Source organism: Streptomyces sp. NPDC049040 (assembly GCF_043197715.1).
Classification (GTDB): domain Bacteria; phylum Actinomycetota; class Actinomycetes; order Streptomycetales; family Streptomycetaceae; genus Actinacidiphila.
Genome location: NZ_JBICTO010000016.1, coordinates 47,201 through 72,168 on the forward strand (window position 1 = coordinate 47,201; position 24,968 = coordinate 72,168).

Annotated in this window: 20 protein-coding genes; 12 read left to right on the plus strand and 8 right to left on the minus strand. The window is 73.3% G+C overall.

Annotated elements, in window-relative coordinates; genetic code table 11:
* Window positions 1-4 precede the first annotated feature (4 nt).
* A complete protein-coding gene (locus ACGFMP_RS29545) occupies window positions 5-853 on the minus strand; it encodes a hypothetical protein (RefSeq protein WP_393676096.1) in 849 nt (282 codons plus the stop codon).
* 266 nt (window positions 854-1,119) lie between these two features.
* Here ACGFMP_RS29545 and ACGFMP_RS29550 point away from each other — a divergent pair, with 266 nt between their 5' ends.
* Window positions 1,120-2,667, plus strand: a complete 1,548-nt coding sequence (locus ACGFMP_RS29550; RefSeq protein WP_393676097.1) for a chitinase — start codon at window positions 1,120-1,122, stop codon at window positions 2,665-2,667.
* A 207-nt stretch (window positions 2,668-2,874) separates the two neighbouring features.
* Here ACGFMP_RS29550 and ACGFMP_RS29555 read toward each other — a convergent pair whose 3' ends face one another.
* Genes ACGFMP_RS29555 through ACGFMP_RS29565 form a run of 3 tightly spaced genes read right to left on the minus strand, consistent with a single transcriptional unit; the run spans window position 2,875 to window position 5,143 of the window.
* Complete coding sequence (locus tag ACGFMP_RS29555; RefSeq protein ID WP_393676098.1) at window positions 2,875-3,318, minus strand: RidA family protein; 444 nt, start codon at window positions 3,316-3,318, stop codon at window positions 2,875-2,877.
* Window positions 3,315-4,121: an IclR family transcriptional regulator gene (locus tag ACGFMP_RS29560; protein ID WP_393676099.1), complete on the minus strand. Its 807-nt coding sequence runs from the start codon at window positions 4,119-4,121 to the stop codon at window positions 3,315-3,317. Before ACGFMP_RS29560 ends, ACGFMP_RS29555 begins: the two co-directional genes overlap by 4 nt.
* Window positions 4,118-5,143: a sugar kinase gene (locus ACGFMP_RS29565; protein ID WP_393676100.1), complete on the minus strand. Its 1,026-nt coding sequence runs from the start codon at window positions 5,141-5,143 to the stop codon at window positions 4,118-4,120. Before ACGFMP_RS29565 ends, ACGFMP_RS29560 begins: the two co-directional genes overlap by 4 nt.
* A gap of 142 nt (window positions 5,144-5,285) precedes the next feature.
* Between ACGFMP_RS29565 and ACGFMP_RS29570 the strand changes: the two genes are divergently transcribed.
* From ACGFMP_RS29570 to ACGFMP_RS29580, 3 genes are all read left to right on the plus strand, one after another.
* Entirely contained in the window at window positions 5,286-6,560 is a 1,275-nt protein-coding gene (locus ACGFMP_RS29570; protein WP_393676101.1) for an alanine racemase, read from the plus strand.
* A gap of 44 nt (window positions 6,561-6,604) precedes the next feature.
* Window positions 6,605-8,176 carry an amidohydrolase family protein gene (locus ACGFMP_RS29575; RefSeq protein WP_393676102.1) on the plus strand — a complete coding sequence of 524 codons (1,572 nt, stop codon included), beginning with the start codon at window positions 6,605-6,607 and terminating at the stop codon, window positions 8,174-8,176.
* Window positions 8,177-8,337: 161 nt separating this feature from the next.
* Window positions 8,338-9,549 carry a pyridoxal phosphate-dependent aminotransferase gene (locus ACGFMP_RS29580; RefSeq protein WP_393676103.1) on the plus strand — a complete coding sequence of 404 codons (1,212 nt, stop codon included), beginning with the start codon at window positions 8,338-8,340 and terminating at the stop codon, window positions 9,547-9,549.
* 159 nt (window positions 9,550-9,708) lie between these two features.
* On the opposite strand, the gene ACGFMP_RS29585 is transcribed toward ACGFMP_RS29580, so the two are convergent.
* On the minus strand, window positions 9,709-11,568 hold the full coding sequence (locus tag ACGFMP_RS29585) for a phosphoenolpyruvate carboxykinase (GTP) (protein WP_393676104.1): 1,860 nt from the start codon (window positions 11,566-11,568) through the stop codon (window positions 9,709-9,711).
* Window positions 11,569-11,818: 250 nt separating this feature from the next.
* Between ACGFMP_RS29585 and ACGFMP_RS29590 the strand changes: the two genes are divergently transcribed.
* The 3 genes from ACGFMP_RS29590 to ACGFMP_RS29600 all read left to right on the plus strand — a co-directional run bounded on the left by ACGFMP_RS29590 (window position 11,819) and on the right by ACGFMP_RS29600 (window position 14,911).
* Window positions 11,819-12,517 (plus strand): hemolysin III family protein, encoded by a 699-nt coding sequence (locus tag ACGFMP_RS29590; RefSeq protein ID WP_393676105.1) that lies wholly within the window; start codon window positions 11,819-11,821, stop codon window positions 12,515-12,517.
* Between the two features lie 170 nt (window positions 12,518-12,687).
* A complete protein-coding gene (locus ACGFMP_RS29595; protein ID WP_393676106.1) occupies window positions 12,688-14,289 on the plus strand; it encodes an MFS transporter in 1,602 nt (533 codons plus the stop codon).
* A gap of 4 nt (window positions 14,290-14,293) precedes the next feature.
* Window positions 14,294-14,911 carry a TetR/AcrR family transcriptional regulator gene (locus ACGFMP_RS29600; RefSeq protein ID WP_393676107.1) on the plus strand — a complete coding sequence of 206 codons (618 nt, stop codon included), beginning with the start codon at window positions 14,294-14,296 and terminating at the stop codon, window positions 14,909-14,911.
* 73 nt (window positions 14,912-14,984) lie between these two features.
* Here ACGFMP_RS29600 and ACGFMP_RS29605 read toward each other — a convergent pair whose 3' ends face one another.
* The gene (locus ACGFMP_RS29605; RefSeq protein ID WP_393676108.1) at window positions 14,985-17,018 is read right to left on the minus strand and encodes a thioredoxin domain-containing protein; all 2,034 of its coding nucleotides are present in this window, start codon (window positions 17,016-17,018) and stop codon (window positions 14,985-14,987) included.
* A gap of 327 nt (window positions 17,019-17,345) precedes the next feature.
* Between ACGFMP_RS29605 and ACGFMP_RS29610 the strand changes: the two genes are divergently transcribed.
* The 3 genes from ACGFMP_RS29610 to ACGFMP_RS29620 all read left to right on the plus strand — a co-directional run bounded on the left by ACGFMP_RS29610 (window position 17,346) and on the right by ACGFMP_RS29620 (window position 22,548).
* A complete protein-coding gene (locus ACGFMP_RS29610) occupies window positions 17,346-17,702 on the plus strand; it encodes a YciI family protein (RefSeq protein WP_393676109.1) in 357 nt (118 codons plus the stop codon).
* Between the two features lie 119 nt (window positions 17,703-17,821).
* Window positions 17,822-19,114: an RNA polymerase sigma factor gene (locus tag ACGFMP_RS29615; RefSeq protein WP_393676197.1), complete on the plus strand. Its 1,293-nt coding sequence runs from the start codon at window positions 17,822-17,824 to the stop codon at window positions 19,112-19,114.
* A gap of 149 nt (window positions 19,115-19,263) precedes the next feature.
* Window positions 19,264-22,548, plus strand: coding sequence for a tetratricopeptide repeat protein (locus tag ACGFMP_RS29620; protein ID WP_393676110.1), 3,285 nt, complete (start codon window positions 19,264-19,266; stop codon window positions 22,546-22,548).
* Window positions 22,549-22,551: 3 nt separating this feature from the next.
* Here the strand turns inward: ACGFMP_RS29620 and ACGFMP_RS29625 are convergent, their stop codons facing one another.
* Window positions 22,552-22,815 (minus strand): hypothetical protein, encoded by a 264-nt coding sequence (locus tag ACGFMP_RS29625; protein WP_393676111.1) that lies wholly within the window; start codon window positions 22,813-22,815, stop codon window positions 22,552-22,554.
* A gap of 14 nt (window positions 22,816-22,829) precedes the next feature.
* On the minus strand, window positions 22,830-23,702 hold the full coding sequence (gene mca / locus ACGFMP_RS29630) for a mycothiol conjugate amidase Mca (RefSeq protein ID WP_393676112.1): 873 nt from the start codon (window positions 23,700-23,702) through the stop codon (window positions 22,830-22,832).
* A 133-nt stretch (window positions 23,703-23,835) separates the two neighbouring features.
* Between mca and ACGFMP_RS29635 the strand changes: the two genes are divergently transcribed.
* Together ACGFMP_RS29635 and greA are read left to right on the plus strand one after the other, a co-directional pair.
* Window positions 23,836-24,258, plus strand: a complete 423-nt coding sequence (locus ACGFMP_RS29635; RefSeq protein ID WP_393676113.1) for a DUF4307 domain-containing protein — start codon at window positions 23,836-23,838, stop codon at window positions 24,256-24,258.
* Window positions 24,259-24,402: 144 nt separating this feature from the next.
* Window positions 24,403-24,900, plus strand: a complete 498-nt coding sequence (gene greA, locus ACGFMP_RS29640) for a transcription elongation factor GreA (RefSeq protein WP_327289035.1) — start codon at window positions 24,403-24,405, stop codon at window positions 24,898-24,900.
* Window positions 24,901-24,968 lie beyond the last annotated feature (68 nt).

Below are 24,968 nucleotides of genomic sequence, written 5' to 3' on the forward strand. Positions count from 1 at the left end.
GGACCTATCGCTTGTGGGGTTCGAGTTGGGGGCGGCGCGGTGTCTCCACGGAGCGTCCGCGGGTGTCGGCCGCGTGCTTGGCCGGGGTCTGCCGCTCCGCGAGCCGGGTGGCGCAGAACAGGCACTGGTCGCCGATGACTTCGAGGCCGCACCAGGTGCAGGTGTCGCGCCGCACGGAGGTGACCAGCTGGTAGAGCATGCCGACGTCGGCGATGTAGGCGGTGAACTCGACGAGTTTGGCGGTGCCCCACCATCGGGCCGAGTCCGGCGGCAGCGGCACCTCCCGCAGGTGCTGGGAGTGCCAGGCGGCGGCGAGCGGCCCGGTGATCCAGCCGGGGTCGAGGCCCTTGCCCGCGACGGCGAGTTGCGTCTGGTAGCCGGGGCCTGGCGGGACGGACTGCGCGTCCGCCTCACCGAGGTAGGGCTCGGGGTGCGCGATCACGGCGAAGTGGCGTCCGGGGACGAGGGACTTGACGTGGCTGCCGACGCCGACGGGCACCCGGTCGAGTTTGGCGACGGACCCGAGCAGCGCGCCGGAGTGCAGGTAGTACGACAGCAGGCGGGCGGCGCCCGCGAGCACGCCCGGGCCGAGGTCGGTGCCGGACAGCTGCCGCAGCTGCTCGCCCAGCAGTGCCCGGGCCAGCGGCGGCAGGGACAGCGGCACGATCGCCAACCGGTCGGCCTCCAGGGCCGATCGGACGGTGTGCAGCCGGCGGCGGGCGGGGTCGTCGGCTTCCGCGGGGGCGAGCGCGACGATGTGCCCGTGCGCGTCGAGCGCGGCCGAGACCCGTGTCACCTGCTCCTCCAGCGGAAGTGCGAGATCGTCCGACGTGACCGTGATGACGCTCGGCATCCGGAACCTCCCCTTTCCGCCCGATCGGGCCGCGTGGCCTGGCGATTTCCGCTCGTCAGCTTATCGATGTGTAGCTGGTTGGGTGCGCAAAGTTGCGGATCGGCGGCGGTGGACGGCGGCTGTCCGCAAGGGGTCTTGACAACCCAATTGGTCTGGACCAACTTTCTCCCTTACCGGGGCTTCCCGGTACCTCCGACGGTCTGCCCGGCGTTCCGGGCCTCCCGCACTCCCACCACCCCCCAACTCCTTGCCCCCAGGAGGCAGTCGTGGAACGTGCATCGCACGCGAATCGAGCCAGTCATACGCACCGCAGATCGACCGTCAGGCAGCGTACGGTCGCCGCGCTGAGCGCGGCGGCGGTGATCGGCGCCGGAGTCGCCGTGGTCACCGTCGGCAGCGCGAGCGCCGCGACCACCAACCTCGTCGCCAACCCCGGCTTCGAGAGCGGCCTTTCGAACTGGACCTGCACCGCGGGCAGCGGCGCCGCCGTCTCCAGCCCGGTGCACACCGGGTCGGGCGCGCTCAAGGCCACCCCGTCGAGCAGCGACACAGGGCAGTGCTCGCAGACCGTCAGCGTGCAGCCCAACTCCCAGTACACGCTGAGCGCCTGGGTCCAGGGCAGCTACGTCTACATCGGCGCCACCGGGACCGGCGGCACCGACCCGTCGACCTGGACGCCCGGCGCGTCCTCCTACCAGCAGCTCAGCGTCAACTTCACCACCGGCGCGAGCACGCGCTCGGTCACGGTCTACACGCACGGGTGGTACGCGCAGCCGGCGTACTTCGCCGACGACATCACCCTGTCCGGCCCCGGCGGTTCGACCACGCCGCCCACCACCCCGCCGACCACCCACACGACCCCGCCCACCACACCCCCGACGACGCCCCCGACCACACCTCCGACGACGCCGCCCACCACGCCGCCGTCCGGGAACCTGCCCAAGCACCTGGTCACCGGCTACTGGCAGAACTTCAACAACGGCGCCACCGTGCAGACCATCGCGCAGGTGCAGAGCCAGTACGACATCATCGCCGTCGCCTTCGCGGACGCGACGACCACGCCGGGAGCGGTGTCCTTCACCCTCGACCCCTCGCTCGGCTACAGCGTGGCGCAGTTCAAGGCCGACATCGCCGCCAAGCAGGCCGCGGGCAAGAAGGTGATCGTCTCGGTCGGCGGCCAGAACGGCACCATCTCGATACGCGACTCCGCGTCGGCCACCAACTTCGCCAACAGCGTCTACACGCTGATGCAGACGTACGGCTTCAACGGGGTCGACATCGACCTGGAGAACGGCATCGACTCCACCTACATGCCGCAGGCCCTGCGGGCGCTGCGGACCAAGGCGGGCTCGGGGCTGATCATCACGATGGCGCCGCAGACGATCGACATGCTGTCGGCCGGCAGCGACTACCTGGCCACCGCGCTGAAGGTCAAGGACATCCTGACCATCGTGAACACCCAGTACTACAACAGCGGTTCGATGAACGGGTGTGACGGCGGCGTCTACAGCCAGGGTTCCGTGGACTTCATCACCACGCTGGCCTGCACCGCGATCCAGGCCGGCCTGTCACCGTCCCAGGTCGGCATCGGCACCCCGGCGTCGACCAGCGCGGCCGGTTCCGGCTACGTCAGCCCGACCGTCGTCAACAACGCGCTCGACTGCCTCGCCAAGGGCACGGGCTGCGGCAGCTTCCACCCGTCCACCACGTGGCCCGGCATCGGCGGCGCGATGACCTGGTCGACCAACTGGGACGCCAAGGCCGGCAACACCTGGTCCAACGGTGTCGGCCCGCACGTCCACGCGTTGCCGTAGCGCGCGGCGTGCCCGGGAGCGCCACCCTCGCGCTCCCGGGCACGCGTCGACGGCCGGCCGCGGGATTCCCCGCGGCCGGCCGTCGACGGGCTTGGACGTCGTCGGCGTCCGCAGGCCGATATCCGCCCCGGCCGGCGGGAGGCCGGGCGGGCGGTCCTCCCCCGCGGCTTCGGCGCGGCGCCCGCGCCGGTGCGCGGCCGGCTGCGGCTAACCGAGCACGGCCAGTGCGTCGATCTCGACCAGCAGTCCCGCCGGGAGGCCCACGTAGACCGTGGTGCGGGCGGCCGGTGCCTGCCGGAGGCCGGCGAAGAAGCCGTCGTAGATCTCGTTGAACTCGGCGAAGTGCGCCGTGTCCGTGAGGTACACCCGCACCATGACCGCGTCCTCCCAGGTCGCGCCGCCCTCCTCCAGGATCGACTGGACGTTGGAGAGGGTCTGCAGGACCTGGACGCGCAGCGTCGGGCCCGCCGGGGTCGGCGCGCCGCCCCCGGGGGCGGGCAGGAAGCCGACCTGGCCCGCGACCTGGAGGATGTTGCCCTTGCGCACCCCGTGCGAGAACTTCGCCGGGGGCGTGGTGTGCGTCGGCGGGGTGATCGCGGTCTTCGTGAGCCGCGGCAGTCGGTCGGGGTTGGCCTCTGGCAGCTCGCTCATGCGGTCGCGCCTCTCGTGGGTTCTGTGGGAGCGGGGGAAGGGACAGCGGCGGGGGAGGGTCCCGCGACGCCGGACAGCTCGGCTCCGATCGCCTCTGCGGTCCGCAGGACCAGCGGCCGCAGCCGCAGGAGTTCCTCGGCGGTGACCACCACGTTGGGCGCCGAGACCGACATGGCCGCGCAGACCCGCCCGTCGGGTCCGCGCAGCGGTGCGCCGACGCAGTTGATGGACTCCTCGTGGCCGCCCAGGTCGCAGGCCCAGCCCTGTTCGCGCACTCGGGCCAGCTCGGCGAGGAAGGCGGCGGCGTCGGGGGTGGAACGCGCGGTGTAGCGCGGGTAGTCGAGGCCTTCGGCGACCGCCCTGCGCTCCGGCTCCGGCAGGTCGGCGAGCAGCAGTTTCGCGACGGCGGCGACCGTGATGGCGACCGGGCGGCCGATCCGCGAGTACATGCGGACCGGGTAGCGGCTCTCCACCTTGTCGATGTAGACGACCTCGCCCTGTTCGTAGACCGCCAGGTGCACGGTGTGGCCGGTGCGTTCGTTGAGGGCGGCCAGGTGCGGGTGGGCGATGCCGCGGATGTCCAGCGCCTCGACGGCCTGCTGGGCGAGCGCGAAGAGCCGGGCGCCGAGCCGGTAGCGCTGGTCCTGCTGGCGGTAGACCAGACCGTGGTCGTGCAGGGTGCGCAGCAGCCGCAGCGCGGTGGACTTGTGGACGTCGAGCCGGGTGGCGACCTGCTCCAGGCTCGCGGGGCCCTCGGCGAGCAGCGGCAGGATGCTCAGCGCGCGGTCGACCGTCTGGCTCACCGCCCCACCTCCTGTGCCCGCTCCGTCCAGCCGGGGCCGAGTCGCAGTCTGCCCCACGCGGTGTCGTCCAGCGCGGCAAGCGCGTCTGCGTGCGCGCGGCCGGGCGGCGGCGCGAGGTCGCCCGGCACGGTCAGCGCGGCGGCGGCCAGCAGGTGGCCGTGCCGCAGCCGGTCGCGCAGCGGGAGCCCGCGCAGGGTCGCGGACAGGAAGCCGGCGGCGAAGGCGTCGCCGGCCCCCACGTGGGCGACGACGTCGACCGCGGGCGCCGGCACCCGGATGCGCTCGCCGCCGCTGAAGACGGTGGCGCCGGCGGCGCCCTGCTTGACCACCACGGTCGCGGGTTCCGGCAGGGCGGCCCTGATCGCGTCGGCGTCCGCCAGACCCCAGGCGGCCTGCGCCTCGTCCTCGCCGACGAAGACCAGGTCGCAGCCGCGGGCGATTTCTGCCAGCAGCCACGGGTCGGCGCCGTGCCACAGGGCGGGGCGGTGGTTGACGTCGAAGGACACCAGCGGGCGGCCGGGTTCGCGGTGGGTGAGCCGCCGCGTCAGCGCCTTGCAGGTGGCCGACAGGGCGCAGGTGATCCCGGTCAGGTGCAGTATCCGGCCGGCCCACACGTCCCTGCGCTGCACCAGCGCGGGCGACAGGGCGGAGGCGGCGGAGCCCTTGCGGTAGTAGACGACCTCGGCGCGCCCGGGGACGGCGTCCAGGGTGGTCGCGCGCTCGCCTGCGGTGCGGAAGTAGATGCCGGTGGGCCGGTGCGGGTCGCGCTGCACGGCGCCGACGTCGACGCCGGCGGCCGCGATCGTGTCGACCAGGTGGTCGCCGAAGCCGTCGCTGCCGACCCGGCTGACCCAGCGGGCGCTGTGGCCGGTGCGCGCCAGGGTGCACGCGACGTTGGACTCGGCGCCGCCGATGGTCCGGTGGAAGGCGGGCACGTCGGCCAGCCGGCCGGTCCTGCTGGGCACGAAGGTGACCATGGACTCCCCCAGGGCTACGACGTCCACGCTCGGCGTCACGCTCACGCTCGCTCTCACTGGGGTAACCACGGGGGGGGACGGGTCGGCGGCCGTTGACCGGCCGCAGGCCCGGATGTTAGACAGCTCGAAACACGATACGCAATGGCCGTTGCACATGTTGCAACGCAGTGCGGGGTACGGAGGGTGCATGGACGTCGTCGCCGAACGGGTCGCCGCGCTGCGCGGGGAACGCGTGGACCACCGCTTCAAGGGCCTGCCCCCGGACGCCGAGGGGCTCACCGTCGGTGAACTCGCCGACCAGCGCCGCACCCTGACCGGCGGTGGTTTCACCACCCCGCTGCTCGTGCTGGCCGCCGACGCGCTCGACCACAATCTCGCCGTCCTGGAGCGCTGGAGCACCGAGCACGGCCTGGCCTTCGCCCCGCACGGCAAGACGTCGATGGCCCCGCAGCTCTTCGCCCGCCAGCTCGAACGCGGCGCCTGGGGCATCACCGTCGCCGTGCCCCACCAGCTGCGGGTCTGCCGCGCCTTCGGCATCCCGCGGGTCTTCCTCGCCAACGAGCTCGTCGACCCGGCCGCGCTGCGCTGGCTCGGCGCCGAACTCGACGCCGACCCGGACTTCGGCTTCATCTGCTACGTCGACTCCGTGGACGGCGTACGGCTCATGGACGAGGCGCTGCGGGCGGCCGGCACCCGGCGCGCGGTGGACGTCGTGATCGAACTCGGCGCCGGCGAGGGCGCCCGCACCGGGGTGCGCACGGAAGCGGAGTGCGCCGTGGTCGCCGAGGCCGTCGCGGCCTCCGGCCGGCTGCGGCTGGTCGGCGTGGCCGGCTACGAGGGCGAGGTGCCGGACGCCGACCCGGAGCGGGTGCGTGCCTGGCTGCGGCGGCTGGTCGCGCTCGCCGCCGGCCTGGACCGGACGGGTGCCTTCGGCGAGGCGGACGAGATCGTGGTCAGCGCCGGGGGCTCGGCGTGGTTCGACGCGGTCGCGGACGTCTTCGGCGACATCGGCCCGATGTCGCGGCCGGTGCTGCGGCTGCTGCGGTCGGGCGCCTACGTCACGCACGACGACACGCACTACGCACGGGTGACGCCCTTCACCCGGGTGCCGGGGCACCTGGAGCCGGCCTTCCGGCTGTGGGCCCAGGTCGTCTCCCGGCCGGCGCCGGGGCAGGCCTTCCTCAACGCGGGCAAGCGCGACGCACCGTACGACCTGGGGCTTCCCACCCCGGTGGCCGTACGCTCCGCCGAGGGCGAGCGCCCCGCGCCCGAAGGCCTCAGCGTCAGCGGCATCTCCGACCAGCACCTCTGGCTCGACGTGCCGCACGCCGACCCGCTCCGGGTCGGCGACCTGGTCTGCCTGGGCCTCTCGCACCCCTGCACGACCTTCGACAAGTGGCCCCTGATCCCCGTCGCCACCCCCGAAGGCACCGTCACGGACTACGTCCGCACCTTCTTCTGAGGGCCGGGGAGGGCGCGGGCAGGGCGGAACGTAAGGTCGCAGGCATGGACCTGGTCGTAAGGGACGTACGCGTCGTGGACGGGAGCGGCGCGCCCTCGTACCGAGGGGACCTCGGGATCGAGGGCGGCCGCATCGTCCGGGTGTGGCGGGGCGAGGGGCGGCGGCCCACCGGCAGGCGGATGCTCGACGCCGAAGGCCTGGCCGCGGCCCCCGGCTTCATCGACATGCACTCCCACAGCGACCTCGCGCTGCTCACCGACCCGGCCCACGAGGCGAAGGCGGCGCAGGGCGTCACCTTGGAGGTGCTCGGCCAGGACGGCCTGTCGTACGCCCCGGCCGACGACCGCACCCTCGACACCCTGCGCACCCTCATCGCCGGCTGGAACGGCGACGGCTCGGGCGTCAGCTTCGACTGGCGCACCGTCGGCGGCTACCTGGACCGTCTCGACCGGGGCGTCGCGGTCAACGCCGCCTACCTCGTCCCGCAGGGCACCGTCCGGATGATGGCGGTCGGCTGGGAGGACAGGGCGGCCTCGCCGGACGAGCTGCGGCGGATGAAGCAGCTGGTCGCGGAGGGCATGGCGCAGGGCGCGGTGGGGATGTCGTCGGGGCTGACGTACACCCCGGGGATGTACGCACCCGACGCCGAGCTGACCGAGCTGTGCCGGGTGGTCGCCCAGCACGGCGGCTACTACTGCCCGCACCACCGCTCCTACGGCGCCGGGGCGCTCCGCGCGTACGAGGAGATGATCGCGCTGACCCGGGCGGCGGGCTGCCCGCTGCACCTGGCGCACGCGACGATGAACTTCGACGTCAACGCGGGTCGCGCCGCCGACCTGCTCGATGTGCTGGACAAGGCGCTGGCGGACGGCGCCGACATCACGCTCGACAGCTACCCGTACACGGCCGGCTGTACGACGCTGGCCGCGCTGCTGCCCAGCTGGGCGGCTGTCGGCGGCCCCGAGGCGACGCTGGCCAGGCTGCGCGACGAGCCGACCGCGGAACGCGTCAGGCACGCCCTGGAGGTGACCGGCTCCGACGGCTGCCACGGGGTGCCGATGGACTGGTCGACGATCGAGGTCTCCGGCACCGCGGACCCGGCCCTGGCCGGCCGCGTCGGCAGCCGCCTCGACGGCTGGCCCGCGGCCCGCGCCCTGCTGCTGGCCGACCGGCTCGGCACCACGATCCTCCAGCACGTCGGCGACGAGCGGAACGTGCGCACGGTGATGGGCCACCGCACCCACACGGGAGGATCGGACGGCATCCTGCACGGGGCCAAGCCGCACCCGCGGGCGTACGGGACCTTCCCGCACTACCTGGGCCACTACGTGCGCGAGCTCGCAGTGCTCACCCTGGAGGAGTGCGTCGCCCATCTGACCGGCCGCCCCGCCGCCCGGCTGCGCCTGGCCGACCGCGGCCTGATCCGCGAGGGCCACCGCGCCGACCTGGTCCTCTTCGACCCGGCGACGGTCGCCTCCGGCGCGACCTACGAGCGGCCGCGCACGCTGCCGACCGGTATCCCCCACGTCCTGATCGACGGCCGCTTCGTCATCGAGGACGGCCGGCGGACGGATGTGCTGGCGGGACGCTCCGTGCGGTCGGCGGGGCGGCAGTGACCCGTACGGAGCCGATCGCCGGGGTGAAACACACCGGGCGGCACCAGGGCGGCGGCAGCCCGCGCGGCCGCCGGATCGGCCAGGCGGGGCGTGGCCGCGACGTCCCCGTCGTGGCGAAAAACACCGAGCGGCGCACCTGACCGCCCCGTAAGGTGACCGGCATGCAGGTCATCCAGTCCACAAAACTCGCAAACGTCTGTTACGAGATCCGGGGTCCGGTTCTTGAGGAGGCGATGCGGCTGGAGGCGGCCGGTCACCGCATCCTCAAGCTGAACACCGGGAATCCGGCCGGGTTCGGGTTCGAGTGCCCGCCCGAGATCCTCGAGGACATGCTGCGCACCCTGAAGGACGCGCACGGCTACGGCGACGCGAAGGGTCTGCTGTCGGCGCGGCGGGCGGTGATGCAGCACTACCAGACCAAGGGCATCCCGCTGAACGTCGAGGACATCTACCTCGGCAACGGCGTGTCCGAGCTGATCCAGATGTCGATGCAGGCGCTGCTCGACGACGGCGACGAGGTGCTGGTCCCCGCGCCTGACTACCCGCTGTGGACCGCCTCGGTCGCGCTGGCCGGCGGCACCGCGGTGCACTACCGGTGCGACGAGCAGTCCGACTGGATGCCGGACCTGGCCGACATAGAGCGCAAGGTGACCGACCGCACCAAGGCGATCGTCATCATCAACCCGAACAACCCGACCGGCGCCGTCTACGACGACGAACTGCTGCGCGGCCTCACCGACATCGCGCGCCGGCACCGCCTGGTGGTGTGCTCGGACGAGATCTACGACAAGATCCTCTACGACGACGTCACCCACACCCCGACCGCCGCCATCGCGCCCGACCTGCTCACCTTGACCTTCAACGGCCTGTCCAAGGCCTACCGGGTCGCGGGCTACCGCAGCGGCTGGATGGCGGTGTGCGGCCCCAAGACACACGCGGGCAGCTACATCGAGGGCCTGACGATCCTGGCCAACATGCGGCTGTGCGCCAACATGCCGGCCCAGCACGCCATCGCCACCGCGCTCGGCGGCCACCAGTCGATCACCTCGCTCGTCCTGCCCGGCGGCCGGCTGCGCGCCCAGCGCGACGCCACCTACGCGGCCCTCACCTCGATCCCCGGGGTGAGCTGCGTCAAGCCCAAGGGCGCGCTGTACGCCTTCCCGCGGCTTGACCCGCACGTCTACAAGATCAAGGACGACCGGCAGATGGTGCTCGACCTGCTGCGGGCCGAGAAGATCATGATCGTGCACGGCACGGGCTTCAACTGGATCGAGCCCGACCACTTCCGCATCGTCACGCTGCCGCGCGCGGAGGACCTGACCGAGGCCATCGGCCGTATCGGCCGCTTCCTCGACGGCTACTCCCAGCCGTAGGCGAGGGTTCCCAGCGCCCCCGGGTACGTCCCGAGGGGCGCGGGGGCGCGGGGAATGCGACGCCCGGCCACCCGACGGCCTGCGGCCCGGATCGGACGGCAGCCCCTTCGGGCCGGTGGCGACGTGCGGCCCGTCCCCGCGCCCCCGTGGGGCGCCGCCTTACGCGGAGGCCAGCCGCGCGACCAGGGCGCGGTACTCCGCCCAGAGCTCGGGCGGGGTGTGCTCGCCGAAGGTCTCCAGGTGGGCGGGGATCAGCGCGGCCTCGTCACGCCAGACCACCGGGTCGACCGTCAGCAGCAGGTCGAGCTCGGCCGGCGAGAGCCCCAGCCCGTCCGTGTCCAGGGCGCCGGGCGCGGGGAGGACGCCGATGGGGCTCGGCACTCCCTCGGCCACACCGTCGAGGCGGTCCACGATCCACTTGAGCACGCGGCTGTTCTCGCCGAAGCCGGGCCACACGAAGCGGTCGTCCGCGTCCTTGCGGAACCAGTTCACGTAGTAGATCTTCGGCAGCTTCGCCGGGTCGTGCGCCTTGCCGACCTCGATCCAGTGCCCGAAGTAGTCGCCCATGTTGTAGCCGCAGAAGGGCAGCATCGCGAAGGGGTCGCGCCGCAGCTCGCCGACCTTGCCCTCGGCTGCGGCGGTCTTCTCGCTGGCGATGTTCGCACCGAGGAAGACGCCGTGCTGCCAGTCGAAGGACTCGGTGACCAGCGGGACGGCGGAGGCGCGGCGGCCGCCGAAGAGGATCGCGGAGATCGGGACGCCGCGCGGGTCCTCCCATTCGGGGGCGATGATCGGGCACTGGTCGGCGGGGACGGTGAAGCGGGCGTTGGGGTGGGCGGCGGGGGTGCCGGACGCGGGGGTCCAGTCGTTGCCCTTCCAGTCGGTGAGGTGCGCGGGGGGCTCCTCGGTCATGCCCTCCCACCACACGTCGCCCTCGTCGGTGAGGGCGACGTTGGTGAAGACGGAGTTGGCGTACATCGTCTTCATGGCGTTGGCGTTGGTGTGCTCGCCGGTGCCGGGGGCGACGCCGAAGAAGCCGGCCTCGGGGTTGATGGCGTAGAGCCGGCCGTCGTCGCCGAAGCGCATCCAGGCGATGTCGTCGCCGACGGTCTCGACGGTCCAGCCGGAGATGGTGGGCTCCAGCATCGCCAGGTTGGTCTTGCCGCACGCGGAGGGGAAGGCGGCGGCCACGTACCTGGCCTCGCCGCGCGGCGGGGTGAGCTTGAGGATCAGCATGTGCTCGGCGAGCCAGCCCTCGTCGCGGGCCATGACGGAGGCGATCCGCAGGGCGTAGCACTTCTTGCCGAGCAGGGCGTTGCCGCCGTAGCCGGACCCGTAGGACCAGATCTCCCGGTCCTCGGGGAAGTGCGAGATGTACTTGGTGTCGCTGCACGGCCAGGGCACGTCGGCCTGGCCCTCGGCGAGGGGGGCGCCGACCGAGTGGACGGCCTTGACGAAGTCGCCGTCGGTGCCCAGTTCCTCCAGTACGTCGGTGCCCATCCGGGTCATGGTGCGCATGGACACCGCGACGTAGGCGGAGTCGGTGATCTCCACGCCCATCGCGGACAGCGGTGAGCCGAGCGGCCCCATGCAGAAGGGGACGACGTACATCGTCCTGCCGCGCATCGCCCCCCGGAAGAGGCCCGGGGCCGCCGCCCCGGAGGAGCCCGCGCTCGTCGAGGCGTCCGCCCCGCCGGTGAAGATCGCCCGCATCCGCGCCGGGTCCATCCAGTGGTTGGTCGGGCCCGCGTCGGCCTCGCGGCGCGAGCAGATGAAGGTCCGGTCCTCGACGCGCGCCACGTCGGAGGGGTCGGAGGCCGCATGGTACGAGTTCGGCCGCAGGGTCGGGTCGAGCCTGGTGAAGGTGCCCTTGGCGACGAGTTCGGCCGCGAGCAGGTCGTACTCCGCCTGCGAGCCGTCGCACCAGACGATCTCGTCGGGCTGGGTGAGCTCGGCGATCTCGCCGACCCAGCGGATCAGTTCCTGGTGTTCGGTGGGAGCCGTGTTGACGCGCGCCACAATCACTCCATCCCGCCGGGTCCGCACAGACCGGCGTGAGAGTTGAGGGTTGGTTCGGCCCCTTGGGGGCTGCGGCCCGGACGCGTTCGCAGAGTGCTCATCCGGTGCCGACCGCACTCATATGAGTGTGAGCCCGGTCGAAGGAGTCTGTCCAGAGGACCGGAAGTGAGCCCCGCCACGGGCAGGTATGACACCGACGGCGGAGTGCTGCGGCAGGGCAACCTACGGTGGCGTAGGTAAGATTGACGCCATGAGCGCCGTCGATCACACTGCAGAAGTGCCCTCGGACGTCGATGCACTCGACCCGCTGAAACCCATAAAACCCAAGCTCAGAGGGTGGCTGCACGCGGGCATGTTCCCAGCGGTACTGATCTCGGGCGTGATGCTCACCGCCTTCGCACAGAGCACCAGGGGCCGGATCGCCTGTGCGATCTTCACGGTGTCGGCGTGTGCGCTGTTCGGCGTGAGCGCGCTCTACCACCGCGGTGACTGGGGTCCGCGCGGCGCCGGAATTTTGCGGCGACTTGACCATGCGAACATCTTTTTGATCATCGCCGGCACCTACACCCCGCTGGCCATACTGCTGCTGCCAGGCGGCACCTCGCACCTGCTGCTCTGGCTGGTCTGGGCGGGGGCGCTCGCGGGTATCGCCTTCCGGGTCTTCTGGGTCGGCGCACCCCGGTGGCTCTACACACCCTGCTACATCGCCCTCGGCTGGGTCGCGGTCTTCTTCCTGCCCGACTTCCTGCGCACCGGCGGCGTCGCCGTCCTGGTCTGCGTGGTCGTCGGCGGGCTGCTCTACAGCACGGGAGCGGCCGTCTACGGCTTCAAGCGGCCGAACCCGTCACCGCGCTGGTTCGGCTTCCACGAGGTCTTCCACTCCCTCACACTGGCCGCCTTCATCGTCCACTACGTCGGCATCTCGCTGGTGGCCTACCAGCACGCATAACCCGCGATCCGCTCATACGAAGGCCCGCACCCCCCCTCCGGGTGCGGGCCTTCGCCGTGCCCGCCGGCGGGCCGGGGCGTGGTGTTCCCGGGCGGGTTGGCACGGGAGAGTATGACAGCTACTCTTTTTTGAAAGCAACTATCAATTGACTCCCTCTTGCAGGAGTACTGATGTCCTCTTCGCCCTCCGCGGCAGCCCGGCAGCCGGACCCCCGGCGCTGGGCGGCGCTCGTCGCGATCTGCCTGAGCATGCTGGTGCTCAGCTTCGACACCACGATCCTCAACGTCGCGCTGCCGACCATGGCCGACAGCATCGGCGCCGGCACCGGCGACATGCAGTGGATCGTGGACTCCTACACCGTGGTCTTCGCCGCGGCGATGCTGCCCGCAGGACTTCTCGGCGACCGCTTCGGGCGGCGCCGGATGCTGGTCGCGGGCCTGCTGGTCTTCCTCGCCGGATCGGTGCTCGGCTCCCTCGTCGACACCCCCGCGCCGGTCATCGCCGCCCGAACGGTCATGGGACTCGGCGGCGCCTTCGTGATGCCGCTCGCGCTGTCGGTGATCCCTTCGCTGTTCGGCCCCGCGGAACGCCCCAAGGCCGTCGCGCTCACCAGCACCGCCATCGCCTTCGGCATGCCGCTCGGCCCGCTCATCGGCGGCACCCTCCTCGACCACTTCTGGTGGGGCTCGGTCTTCGTGGTCAACGTCCCGCTGGTGGCGATCGCGGTCGTGGCCTGCGTCACGCTGCTGCCGGAGACCACCGACCCGGCCGCGCCGAAGGTGCACGCGTCCAGCACCTTCTTCGCCGTCGGCGGCCTCGGCGCCCTGGTCTACGGCATCATCGAGGCGCCCACCCGCGGCTGGGGCGACCCGCTGGTCCTCGCGGCGCTCGGCACCGCCGCCGTGCTGCTGGCCGCGCTCGTCCTGCGCGAGCGCACCGTGCAGCGGCCCATGCTCGACATGAGCCTGCTGCGGCAGCGCGGCTTCCTGTGGAGCGCCGTCGCCGCCACGCTGGTCAGCTTCATCCTCACCGGCATGGTCTTCGTCCTGCCGTCCTACCTCCAGGCCACGCTGGGCTACGACGCCTTCGGCACCGGACTGCGGCTGCTGCCCATGCTGGGCGGGCTGATGGTCGCCGCCCGGCTCAGCCCCGCGCTGACCGCCGGGGGCGGGCCGCGCCCGGTGATCGTCGCAGGCCTGCTGGCGCTGGCGGCGGGAGCCTTCCTCGGGGCGACCACCGGCACCGGCGACGGCTACGGCGGTACCGCCCTGTGGCTGGCGATCGCCGGGGTCGGCCTCGGCCTGTCGGTCGTGCCGGCCATGAACAGCGCGCTCGGCGCGCTGCCCAGGGAGCGGGCGGGCAGCGGCTCAGGACTGCTCCAGACGCTGCGGCAGACCGGTGCGGCGATCGGTGTCGCGATCCTCGGCAGCGTGGTGGCCGCCGGCTACACCGCGCGGCTGGACACCGGCGGGCTCGCGCCCGGGGCCGCGGCCACCGCCCGCGAGTCCGTCATCGGCGCGCACGCGGTGGCCGCGAAGGCCGGCGACCGGGCACTGGCCGCGTCAGCCGACGCGTCGTACCTGCACGGGATGGACCTGGCACTGGTGGTCTGCGGGGCGGCCGCGCTGGTCACGGCGCTGCTGCTGGCCGCCCTGCTGCCCAACCCGCGGCAGCAGCGGGCCGCGGCGCCCATGACGTCCACCGCGACGGACACCGCGGTGGACTCAGGAGCCGGGGCGATGCCCGCGCGGCAGGCGGATGCCCGACAATGACGTCATGCCCCCTCGATCCTCCGATGCCACCCCCCGAGCCGGCCTGCGGGAACGCAAGAAGGTCCAGACCCGGCAGGCGATCCGCGCGGCCGCCTACCGGCTGTTCGCCGAGCACGGCTACGACGCCACGCCGGTGGACCGGATCGCGGCGGAGGCGGACGTGTCGCCGAGCACGGTCTTCCGCTACTTCCCGACCAAAGAGGACATCGTCCTCATGGACGAGTTCGACGAGGTGATGGCGGACAAGCTGCGCGCCCGCCCGGACGGCGAGCCGCCGCTGGTCTCGGTGCGGATGGTCATGCACGAGTCGCTGGGCGGGGTCCTGACGGATCCCGCCCAGCGGGCCGAGCTGGTGCAGCGCGAGCAACTGGTGCGGGACGTGCCGGCGATCAGGGCCCGCGCCCACGAGAACTTCTCCACCACCGGGCGGCTGCTGGGCGGGATCATCGCGGGCCGCACCGGGCGGGTCGCGGACGCGCTGGAGGTCCGGGTCTTCAGCGCGGCGGTGTTCGCGGTGATCCACGAGGCCATCATGTTCTGGGTCGAGAAGGCCCCGGAGGACGACCTCCTCGGCATCCTCGACCGCTCGCTGAAGATCCTCAACCGGGGCCTGGAGATCTAGGGTCCGCCCGGACGGGCCGCCCGGACGGGCCGCCGGGACGGCCTGCCGGGACGGAAGGACCCAGGGCCGCGGGTCAGCGCGGGGTGCGGAGCTGGCTGCGCAGCGCCCGCGGGTCCGAGGTCGGCGCGTCGCACACCATGTGCCGGCACACGTAGGCGGCGGCCCGGCCGCCCCGCGTCGGGCGCTGGTGGAGCAGCGGGAATTCCGTGGAGCCCTCCTCGCCGACGGCGACCACCGCGCCGGGCGCCCCGCCCAGCAGGGCGGTCCTGTGCAGCTCCGCGGTGAGCGGATCACCGGTGCCGCCGACCACCGCGACCTCGCGCGGCCCGTCGAGCGCCGCCTCGGCGACGGCCAGGCCCCAGCCGATGAAGCGCGGGGCCCTCGACGCGAGCGCCCCGACGACGCCGAGCGCGCGCTCCGCCGCGGTGCGGTGCGGCTCCGCGCCGGTGTGCGCGGCATACGACAGCAGCGCGCCTGCGGCCGCGGTCCACCCGGAGGGCGTCGCGTTGTCCGTCGGGTCCTGCGGCCGCCGGATCAGGGCCTCCGCGTCGTCCGCGGTGTCGTAGAGGGTGCCGTCGTCCGCGGTGAAGTGGTGCAGTACGGAGTCGAGCAGCAGCCCGGCGAAGTCCAGCCAGACGCCCTCCCCGGTCACCGAGGCGAGCGCGAGGAAGCCCTCGGCGACGTCGGCGTAGTCCTCGAGCACACCGTCGTTGGTGCCCGCGACGCCGTCGCGCGAGGTGCGGGTGAGCCGCCCGCGGCCGTCGAGGTGCACCCGGACCAGCAGGTCGGCCGCGTCGACCGCGGCCTGCACCAGGTCGGTGCGGTCGAAGTAGGCCCCGGTCTCGGCGAGTGCTGCGATGGCCAGGCCGTTCCAGGCGGCGACGACCTTGTCGTCGCGCCCCGGGCGGTGCCGCCGTTCGCGGGCGGCCAGCAGCCGGTCGCGTACCGAGGCGACCCGCTCGGCGTCCACCACCCCGCCACCCTGCGGGAGTTGGAGTACGGAGGCGCCCTCCTCGAAGGTGCCCTCCTGGGTGACCCCGAAGTAGTCCGCGGCGAACTCGCCGTCTTCCTCGCCGAGTTCCGCGACGAGCTGGGCGGGGGTCCAGACGTAGTAGGCGCCTTCGGCGTGGGCGCCGCTGCCGTCGTCGCTGTCGGCGTCCAGGGCGGAGGCGAACCCGCCCTCCTCCGTGGCCAGTTCCGCGAGCAGGAAGTCGGCGGTCTCCAGCGCGATCCTGCGGGCCAGGTCGGAGCCGGTGGCCCGCCACAGGTGCGCGTACACCCGGGTGAGCAGCGCGTTGTCGTAGAGCATCTTCTCGAAGTGCGGCACGCACCAGTCGCGGTCGACGCTGTAGCGGGCGAAGCCGCCGCCGAGCTGGTCGTAGATCCCGCCGCGCGCCATCGCCTCGCAGGTGTCGCGGGCCATCTGCAGGGCGCCCTCGGCGCCGGTGCGGGCGTGGTGGCGGAGCAGGAACTCCAGCGCCATGGACGGCGGGAATTTCGGCGCGCCCCCGAAGCCGCCGCGGCGGGCGTCGTATTCGCGGGTGAGGCCGAGCAGTGCGGCGCTCATCTCGGCGTCCCCCGGCACGACGGAGGCCCCGTAGCCGCCGGCCCGGTCGGCGAGGTCGCGCACGATGCGCCCGGCGACGTCACCGATCTCCTCGCGCCGGTCGCGCCAGGCGACGACGACGCCCTCCAGCACGTCCATGAATCCCGGCATCCCCTGCCGGGACTGCGGCGGGAAGTAGGTCCCGAAGTAGAACGGCTCCCCGTCGGGCGTCAGGAACACCGTCATGGGCCAGCCGCCCTGACCGGTCGCGGCCTGCACCGCCTCCATGTAGACGGCGTCCACGTCGGGCCGCTCCTCGCGGTCGACCTTGACCGCGACGAAGTGCTCGTTGAGATACGCCGCCGTCGCCTCGTCCTCGAAGGACTCGTGCGCCATGACGTGGCACCAGTGGCAGGCCGAATACCCCACGCTGAGCAGCACGGGCACTCCGCGCTTGCGGGCCTGCTCGAACGCCTCCCGCCCCCAGGGCCACCAGTCCACCGGGTTGTCCGCGTGCTGGAGAAGATACGGCGACGTCGCGTCGGCGAGGCGGTTCGGCATACCCCCATCCTTGCCCATCCCGGCCCCGTCGGCCGACACCCCCGCCTGACGGCGGTGTCACCGGGGCCGGGTGCCGGTGGCTGACCCCGCCCGCACCGGCCGCCGGCGTCCGTCCCGGGGCAGGACGCGGGTCCCGCACCGGCTGCTCTGCCGGAGGAAACGCCCCGCGCCCCGGCGGCCCCCGCACCCGCCCGCCGCGCGGTCTGCGCGCCCGCCGGAAAAAATCGCCCCGCCGTGTCGATCCCGGCACCACCCGATCGACGCATCGGTGAGGGCAAGGTGAAAGGGCCCTCGACGAGAGCGGACGGACGGAAAGAGGACACCACGATGCGCTACATGATGCTGCTGCGGCTCGACCCCGCGAAGGCCCCCGCCACCGGGCCGAGCGAGGAGCTGATGACGGAGATGGGGCAGCTGCTCGAGGAGATGACCAAGGCCGGGGTGCTGCTGGACACCGGCGGGCTCCAGCCGTCGGGGCAGGGGGCCGTGATCCGGCAGGCGGGCGGGAAGCAGACCGTGCTGGACGGCCCGTACGCCGAGGCCAAGGAGGTCATCGGGGGGTACGCCATCTTCCAGGCGAAGTCGGTGGACGAGGCGGCGCAGTGGGCGTCGCGCTTCCTGGCCATCCACGGGGAGGAGTGGGAGATCGAGGCCGAGGTCAGGCAGGTGGAGGAACCCGCGTAAGCCGCGGGGAGGTCCGGGCGGGGCGGCCGCTTTGCGCGGTCGCCCCCCGGCTGCTGTGATGGGTGGCCGTGACAGCAGCCGACGGCTCGACCCCGCCCCCGCCCGCGTCCGGCGCGCCTGTGCGGGCCGACCGGGACCGGGCCAGGCGTGCGGTGGAGGCGGTGTGGCGGATCGAGTCGCCGCGGCTGATCGCCGGACTGACGCGGCTGGTGCACGACATAGGGGTGGCCGAGGAGCTGGCGCAGGACGCGCTGGTCGCCGCGCTGGAGCAGTGGCCGCGCGACGGGGTGCCGCGCAACCCCGGGGCGTGGCTGATGACCACCGCCAAGCGGCGCGGCATCGACCTGATCCGGCGCAACGAGGCCTTCGCGCGCAAGCTCGGCCTGCTGGGCCACGAGCTGGAGATCGCGCAGGGCGCGGCGGCCTTCGAGGAGCCGGACCAGGACGGGGCCGCCATCGAGGACGACCTGCTGCGGCTGGTCTTCGTCGCCTGCCACCCGGTGCTGTCCCGTGAGGCCCGCCTCGCACTGACCTTGCGGCTGCTCGGCGGCCTGACCACGGAGGAGGTCGCGCGCGCCTTCCTGGTCGCCGAGCCGACGGTGGCGCAGCGGATCGTGCGGGCCAAGCGCACCCTGGCGAAGGAGAAGGTGCCGTTCGAGGTGCCGCAGGGGGCGGAGCTGGCGGAGCGGCTGGCGTCGGTGCTCGAAGTGGTCTACCTGATCTTCAACGAGGGCTACTCGGCGACCGCGGGCGACGACTGGATGCGGCCGGGGCTGTGCGAGGACGCGCTGCGGCTGGCGCGGGTGCTCCAGGGGCTGATGCCGGCCGAGCCCGAGGTGCACGGGCTGGCCGCGCTGCTGGAGGTGCAGGCGTCGAGGTCGGCGGCACGCACCCGGGACGGCGCCCCGGTGATGCTGCTGGACCAGGACCGCAGGCGCTGGGACAGGCTGCTGATCCACCGCGGTTTCGCGGCGCTTGCCAGGGCGGACACGGCGGCCAGGGCGCGCGGGTGGGCGCCGGGGCCCTACGCGCTCCAGGCCGCGATCGCCGCGTGCCACGCGCAGGCGGTACGGGCCGAGGACACCGACTGGCCGCGGATCGCCGGCCTCTACCGGGCGCTGGCCGGCATCGCCCCCTCCCCCGTGGTGGAGCTGAACCGCGCGGTCGCGGTCGGCATGGCCGAGGGCCCCGCGGCCGGGCTCGCGCTGGCCGACGCGCTGGCCGAGGGCGGTGCGCTCGACGGCTACCACCTGCTGCCGAGCGTGCGGGGCGACCTGCTGGCCCGGCTGGGGCGTACGGCGGAGGCGCGGGAGGAGTTCGTCCGGGCGGCCGCGCTGACCCGCAACGGCGCAGAGCGCGCCCTCCTGCTGCGCCGGGCGGCGGACCCCGAGGGGACGGGACCGGCCGCCTGACGGGCAGCCGGGCCCGCCATGGACGGGTTCAACTGGGCCGTTCGGTAACAGACTTGGGACGGGATCGGACCGGGCTGCCACGCTTGGCGCGGGGTGCGGGCGGGCACGAAACCCATCCGACGACTGTCGGGCGTCACCGGGAGGACGATGTGCCGGAGTCACGAATCGCACTGCGGGAAGCCGACCGCGCGGCCGCAGACCGGCTGTTGGCGCGGCTGGCCGCCGAGCAGGGCCCCGCAGGCGGGGCGGACGCGCTGCGGCGGGCGCGGGAGCGGTTCGACGAGATCACCGATACTGCGGCGGCCGAATACGCCGCCTACCGGCGGGCCGTGGAGGCCCGAGAGGCCCCCGCGCCCGCGGCGCAGGGCCGTGGCGCGGCGGGGGCCGCGAGCAGTACGGCCGGCGGTCTCGCGACCGGGGTGGCCGCTGCGGTCGCCTTCGGCGTCGACCTGGGCCACGGGCTGTCGGCGGGCGCCGCGCTGGTGACCGGTGCCGCGGTCGGCGCCGCCGGGGTGGCCACGCTCGGCACCGCGGCCGCCAGGGGCCGGGCGGCCAGAAGGGCGGCGGCCCCTGAACGCGGTGCGCCGGGCGGCGCCGAGCAGCTGCGGCTGCTCTGGCTGGCCGCGCTGGAGCGGCGCGGTGTACGGCCCTTCCTCGAGGCCGCGGGCGAGCAGCCCGCCAAGAAGGGTGTGACGCTGGTGCGCTCCCCCGCCCGGCTGCCGCGCCAGCGGCGCTCCGGCGGCGACCGCAGCGCCGCGGCCCGCACCCGGGCGGTGCTCGAACAGTCCTTCAGCCAGCTCCCGGCCGCGGAGGGCCCCTTCGCCGGCCGCAGGCCGGAGATGGCGCAGATCGCGCAGGCCGTGCACCAGGGCCGTGCCTCCACCGCGGTACAGCCCACCGTCGTGGTGCTGCACGGGCCGCCCGGCAGCGGGCGTACCGCGCTCGCGGTGCGCGCGGCGCGCCAGCTGAAGGACCAGTTCAGGGGCGCGTGCGTGGTCGACCTGCGCGGGGCGGGCGACGGCCGGGCGGCGCTGCCGGTACGGGACGCGCTGCTGCACCTGCTGAACCGGCTCGGCGCACCGCGCGACCAGCTGCTTTTCCGGGAGCGGCAGAATCAGGACCAGCACCTGCGCCGGCTCGGCGAGCAGTACCAGCAGCATCTGACCGGAGTGCCGGTGGTGATCGTGCTGGACGACGCCGCGGACCCGGCCCAGGTGTCGGCTCTGGTCCCCGAGCGCTCCGAGAGCCTGGTCCTGGTCACCGCGCGCGAGCCGCTGCCGCTGGAGCTGCCGGACGCCCGGGTGCACCAGCTGGCGGTCGGCCCGCTCGGGTCGGGCGACGCCCGGCAGCTGCTGCGGGAGCTGGCGGAGGGCGCGGGCCTGCCCGCACCGGCCGCCGCGCAGGCGGACCGGCTGAGCGGGCTGTGCGCGGGCCTGCCGGTGGCCCTGCGGGTCGCCGGCGCGGCGCTGGCCGACCACCACGGCCCGGAGCGGCTGGCCGACGACATCGAGGTGTTCGGCCCGCGTGATCCGGTCGACCGGATACTGGCGCTGCGCTACCACGACCAGCCCGAGCCCAACCGGCGGCTGCTGCGCCGGCTGGCGCTGGCCGGCCGGGCGAGCTTCGGCGCCGCGGCGGCGGCCGCGCTGCTGGCCACCGACGACCAGGAGGCGGCCCGCAGGCTGGCGGAGCTGGCCGCCGCCGGGCTGATCGAGAACGTCCGCGGCAACCGCTACCGGCCGCACGACCTGGTCCGCGCCTTCGCCGCGGAGCGGCTGCTCGACGAGGAGGACCCGGCGGAGCGGGCCGCGGCCCACGAGCGGCTGATCCGCTCCTACGCCGACCTGGCCAACACCGTGGTGCGGCTGGTCGAGGGCAAGACCTCGACCAGGGCCGGGCGGTTCGGGAGCCACGGATTCGCCTCGCTGGAGCCGGCCTTGCGCTGGCTGGACGACGAGTCCAGCTTCATCACCGCCGCGCTGCGCGAGACCGCGGGCGTGGACCGGGCGGCCGTGCAGGCGCTGCTGGGCGCGCTGTGCGACTACTGCCTGCTGCGCGGCGACCTCTACCGTCTGGGCGAGATCAGCGAGATGGCGCAGGCCCAGCAGGCGCGGCAGCAGAAGTCGGGGCCTGACGAGGACCGTTCGGTGCTGGTGCGCTCGGTGCAGTGGCGTACCGGCATCGCGGCCCGGCAGTTGGGCGAGCTGGACAAGTCCAAGTCCACCCTGAGCACCGTGGTGGACCTGTACTTCGAGGCGCAGCACCCGGCGGGCGCGGCCCGCGCCCTTGACAGCCTCGGCATCACCCTGCACCACCAGGGCAACCTGCGGGAGGCCGAGGCCAAGCTGCGGGAGGGCATGGAGATCCAGGCCGCGCCCGAGCTGGAGGAGGACCGGGCCTGGACGATGCACGCGCTGGGCGCGGTGCTGCGGGACATGGGCCGGCTCGGCGACGCTCTGGGGCTGCTGCACGAGGCGCTGGCACTGCACCGGGCCAACGAGAGCGTGCAGGGCGAGGCGTGGGCGCACCTCCAGCTGGGCCAGGTCTACCTGCGGCTCGGTCGGCTCGACCGGGGCGAGGCGGAGCTGCGGGCGGCCGGGCAGTCCTACGCCCTGGCCCGCGACCCGCGCGGCACCGCCTGGACGCTGACCCAGCTGGCCAGGGGCAGGCTGCTGCGGGGCGAGCCGCGGGAGGCGGCCCGCGACCTGGACGAGGCGGTGCAGCGGCACCGGGCGAACGAGGACGCGCGCGGCGAGGCGTGGACGCTGTTCTACCTGGGGCAGGCCCTGGAGGAGTGCGGGGACACCGACGCGGCGCTGCGCACCCTGGAGCGGTCGCGGACGATGCTCTCCCGGATGCGGGACGTCTACGGCCTGGCCTGCGCCCGGCACCACTCGGCCCGGGTCACCCGCGACCAGCGGGCGGCCCGTACCGGGAACCTGCGCAACAGCGGTTTCGCCCGGCAGCTGCTCCAGGACGCCAGGCAGGACTTCCGGCGGATCGGGGTGGAGCACGGCGAGGCCTGGTCGTGCGTGGAGCTCGCGGTGATCGACGCGGGCAACGAGCGCCTGGTGGAGGCGCTGACCCTGCTGGACGAGGCGTACGAGCTGTTCGGCGGGCTGGGCGACCGGCGCGGCCAGGACTGGGCGGCCTTCCTGCGGGCCACCGTGCTGCCGCTGCTGGCCCCCGCGCCGGGTGCGGACCCCGCGGACGGCCTGCGGCAGGCGAGGGCGGCGCTGCACGGCCTGCTGGCGCAGGACGCCTACCCGGGGCGCGACCCGGACCTGGACGAGTACGCGGAGGCGTATTCGCTGCTGCTGGAGCGGGGCAGCGCGGTGCCGGGCGGGCCGTGGGAAGCGTGGCGGCTCGGCATGACGCCGGGGCGCGCGGCCCGCATGGTGATGGCGCTGCCGGGGCTGGCGGAGACGGGCTGAGGGTCAGCCCCTGCGGGCTCCGGCCTCGCCCTTGGCGTCCCCGGATGCGGGGGCGGGGACCGCGGCGGCCCTGGTGGGCTTCTCGACGGCCGGCTGCTCCTCGAAGTCGATCTTCTTCATCTGCTTGCCCATGTTCTTCATGAGCATCCACAGCCCGAAGGCGAGGGCAGCGAAGATCACGAATCCGAGGAGCCCCGGCGTCACCTTGTCCTGGTTCACCTCTGCGAGGGAGACCAGCGGGCGTCCGAAGGCGTTGGATGCTGTCACGCCCTCATTGTCGCCTACGCCTCGCGGATGCCCGCAAAGAGGTCGTCCTCGGGGAGCGAGACGTCGACGCGGGTCTTCGCGAGCTCGTAGTCCTCGGTCGGCCAGACCTCCCGCTGGAGGTCCATCGGGACCCGGAACCAGCCGCCGTCCGGGTCGATCTGGGTGGCGTGCGCGAGCAGCGCCTTGTCGCGGATCTCGAAGAAGTCCGCACAGGGCACGTGCGTGGAGATGTTGCGCTCGGGGCGGGCGAACTCCTCCCAGCGCTTGAGCCACTCCCCGTAGGGCGACTCGAGGCCGCGGGCCTCGATGGCCTCGTGCAGGGCCAGGGTGCGGGCCTTGTTGAACCCCTGGTTGTAGTAGAGCTTCAGCGGCGTCCACGGCTCGCCGGCCTCGGGGTAGCGCTCCGGGTCGCCCGCCGCCTCGAACGCCACCATGGAGATCTTGTGGGTCATGATGTGGTCGGGGTGCGGGTAGCCGCCGTTCTCGTCGTAGGTGGTGATCACCTGCGGCCTGAACTCGCGGATCAGCTTCACCAGGGCGCCGGCCGCCTCGTCGACGTCCTGCAGCCCGAAGCAGCCCTCGGGCAGCGGGGGCAGCGGGTCGCCCTCGGGCAGTCCCGAGTCCACGAAGCCGAGCCAGGCCTGCTTGACGCCCAGGATCTCCCTGGCCTCGTCCATCTCCTTGGCCCGCACCTCGTGGATGTGCTCCTCGATGTACTTGTCACCGTGGAGTTTGGGGTTGAGCACCGAGCCCCGCTCGCCGCCGGTGCAGGTGGCCACCAGCACGTCCACCCCTTCTGACACGTACTTGGCCATGGTCGCGGCACCCTTGCTCGACTCGTCGTCGGGGTGGGCGTGTACGGCCATCAGTCGAAGCTGCTCAGTCAAGGCTGGTGTCCTCTAAGTCCCGTTGGTTCCTGCTGCGGTTCCGAGCCCCCTCGGTTGCCGGGAGGGCACGCCTTCTATAGTGACCGAGCGAGGGGACGAATAATTCCGCGGTCAGTGAACGGGAGAGATGATCATGTCGGCTGTCCAGGCCGGTGCGCACAGCTCCCCGCCCGAGGGCCGCTACGGACCGGGCGCGGACGCCCGCGCCGACCGCAGGCTGCGCATCACCGCGATCGTGGTGGGCGTGCTGGTCGCGGCGGGTATCGGCTGGTACGGATACGACTCGCTGACCGGTGACAAGGTCACGGGCCAGGTGGTGGCGTTCGAGGCGGTCTCGGCCCAGTCGCTGCAGATCCACCTGGAGGTCCACAAGGGCGCGGGCACCGTCGCGGTGTGCACCGTGCGCTCGGTGGGCGCCGACCACGTCGAGGTGGGCCGCAAGGACGTGACGCTCGCCCAGCACGGCAAGCAGGTCGACACGGTCGTCACGGTCCGCACCACGGCCCGCGGCGAGACCGGCGAGCTGGTCGGCTGCAGCACCGCGCCCCGCGGCTGACGCGGCTGGCCGGCCGCCGCTGCCGACCGGCGCGGCCCGCCCGTTCCCGCTCCCGTCACCCGCCGGTAATTGTTAGGCTCGTGGTTTCGTCCCGGCTACCGGTGGCAATGCAATTCTTCACGACAGTACCGACGAGGAGCACCTGTGACCCAGACCAGCGACAACGTCACCTGGCTCACCCAGGCGGCGTACGACCAGCTCAGGGCCGAGCTGGAGCATCTGTCTGGTCCGGCGCGCGCCGAGATCGTCGCAAAGATCGAGGAAGCCCGCCAGGAAGGCGATCTCAAGGAGAACGCCGGCTATCACGCGGCGCGTGAGGACCAGGGCAAGCTGGAGCTGCGCATCAGGCAGCTCAACCAGATCCTGGAATCGGCCAAGGTCGGCGAAGCCCCCGCGGACGACGGTGTGGTCGCGCCCGGCATGGTGGTCACGATCGCCTTCGACGGCGACCCGGACGACACCACGACCTTCCTTCTCGGCTCCCGCGAGGGCATTTCGAGCGACCTGGAGACGTATTCGCCGCAGTCCCCGCTGGGCCGTGGCGTGGCCGGGAAGCGCACCGGCGACGACGCCACCTATGAGCTGCCGAACGGCAAGAGCGCGTCGGTGAAGATCCTCGACGTCAAGCCGTACCAGGGCTGAACCGGCGGGCACCACGTGAGAGCGAGCCCCCCGCGGAGATCCGCGGGGGGCTCGCTGCCGTACTCCCG

Coding starts and splice junctions, on each gene's coding strand:
- ACGFMP_RS29570 (WP_393676101.1), top strand. CDS start 5,286: ATGGACGTCGTCGCCGAACGGGTCGCCGCGCTGCGCGGGGAACGCGTG.
- ACGFMP_RS29580 (WP_393676103.1), top strand. CDS start 8,338: ATGCAGGTCATCCAGTCCACAAAACTCGCAAACGTCTGTTACGAGATC.
- ACGFMP_RS29590 (WP_393676105.1), top strand. CDS start 11,819: ATGAGCGCCGTCGATCACACTGCAGAAGTGCCCTCGGACGTCGATGCA.
- ACGFMP_RS29595 (WP_393676106.1), top strand. CDS start 12,688: ATGTCCTCTTCGCCCTCCGCGGCAGCCCGGCAGCCGGACCCCCGGCGC.
- ACGFMP_RS29635 (WP_393676113.1), top strand. CDS start 23,836: ATGTCGGCTGTCCAGGCCGGTGCGCACAGCTCCCCGCCCGAGGGCCGC.
- ACGFMP_RS29610 (WP_393676109.1), top strand. CDS start 17,346: ATGCGCTACATGATGCTGCTGCGGCTCGACCCCGCGAAGGCCCCCGCC.
- ACGFMP_RS29555 (WP_393676098.1), bottom strand. CDS start 3,318: ATGAGCGAGCTGCCAGAGGCCAACCCCGACCGACTGCCGCGGCTCACG.
- ACGFMP_RS29545 (WP_393676096.1), bottom strand. CDS start 853: ATGCCGAGCGTCATCACGGTCACGTCGGACGATCTCGCACTTCCGCTG.
- ACGFMP_RS29575 (WP_393676102.1), top strand. CDS start 6,605: ATGGACCTGGTCGTAAGGGACGTACGCGTCGTGGACGGGAGCGGCGCG.
- ACGFMP_RS29600 (WP_393676107.1), top strand. CDS start 14,294: ATGCCCCCTCGATCCTCCGATGCCACCCCCCGAGCCGGCCTGCGGGAA.
- ACGFMP_RS29605 (WP_393676108.1), bottom strand. CDS start 17,018: ATGCCGAACCGCCTCGCCGACGCGACGTCGCCGTATCTTCTCCAGCAC.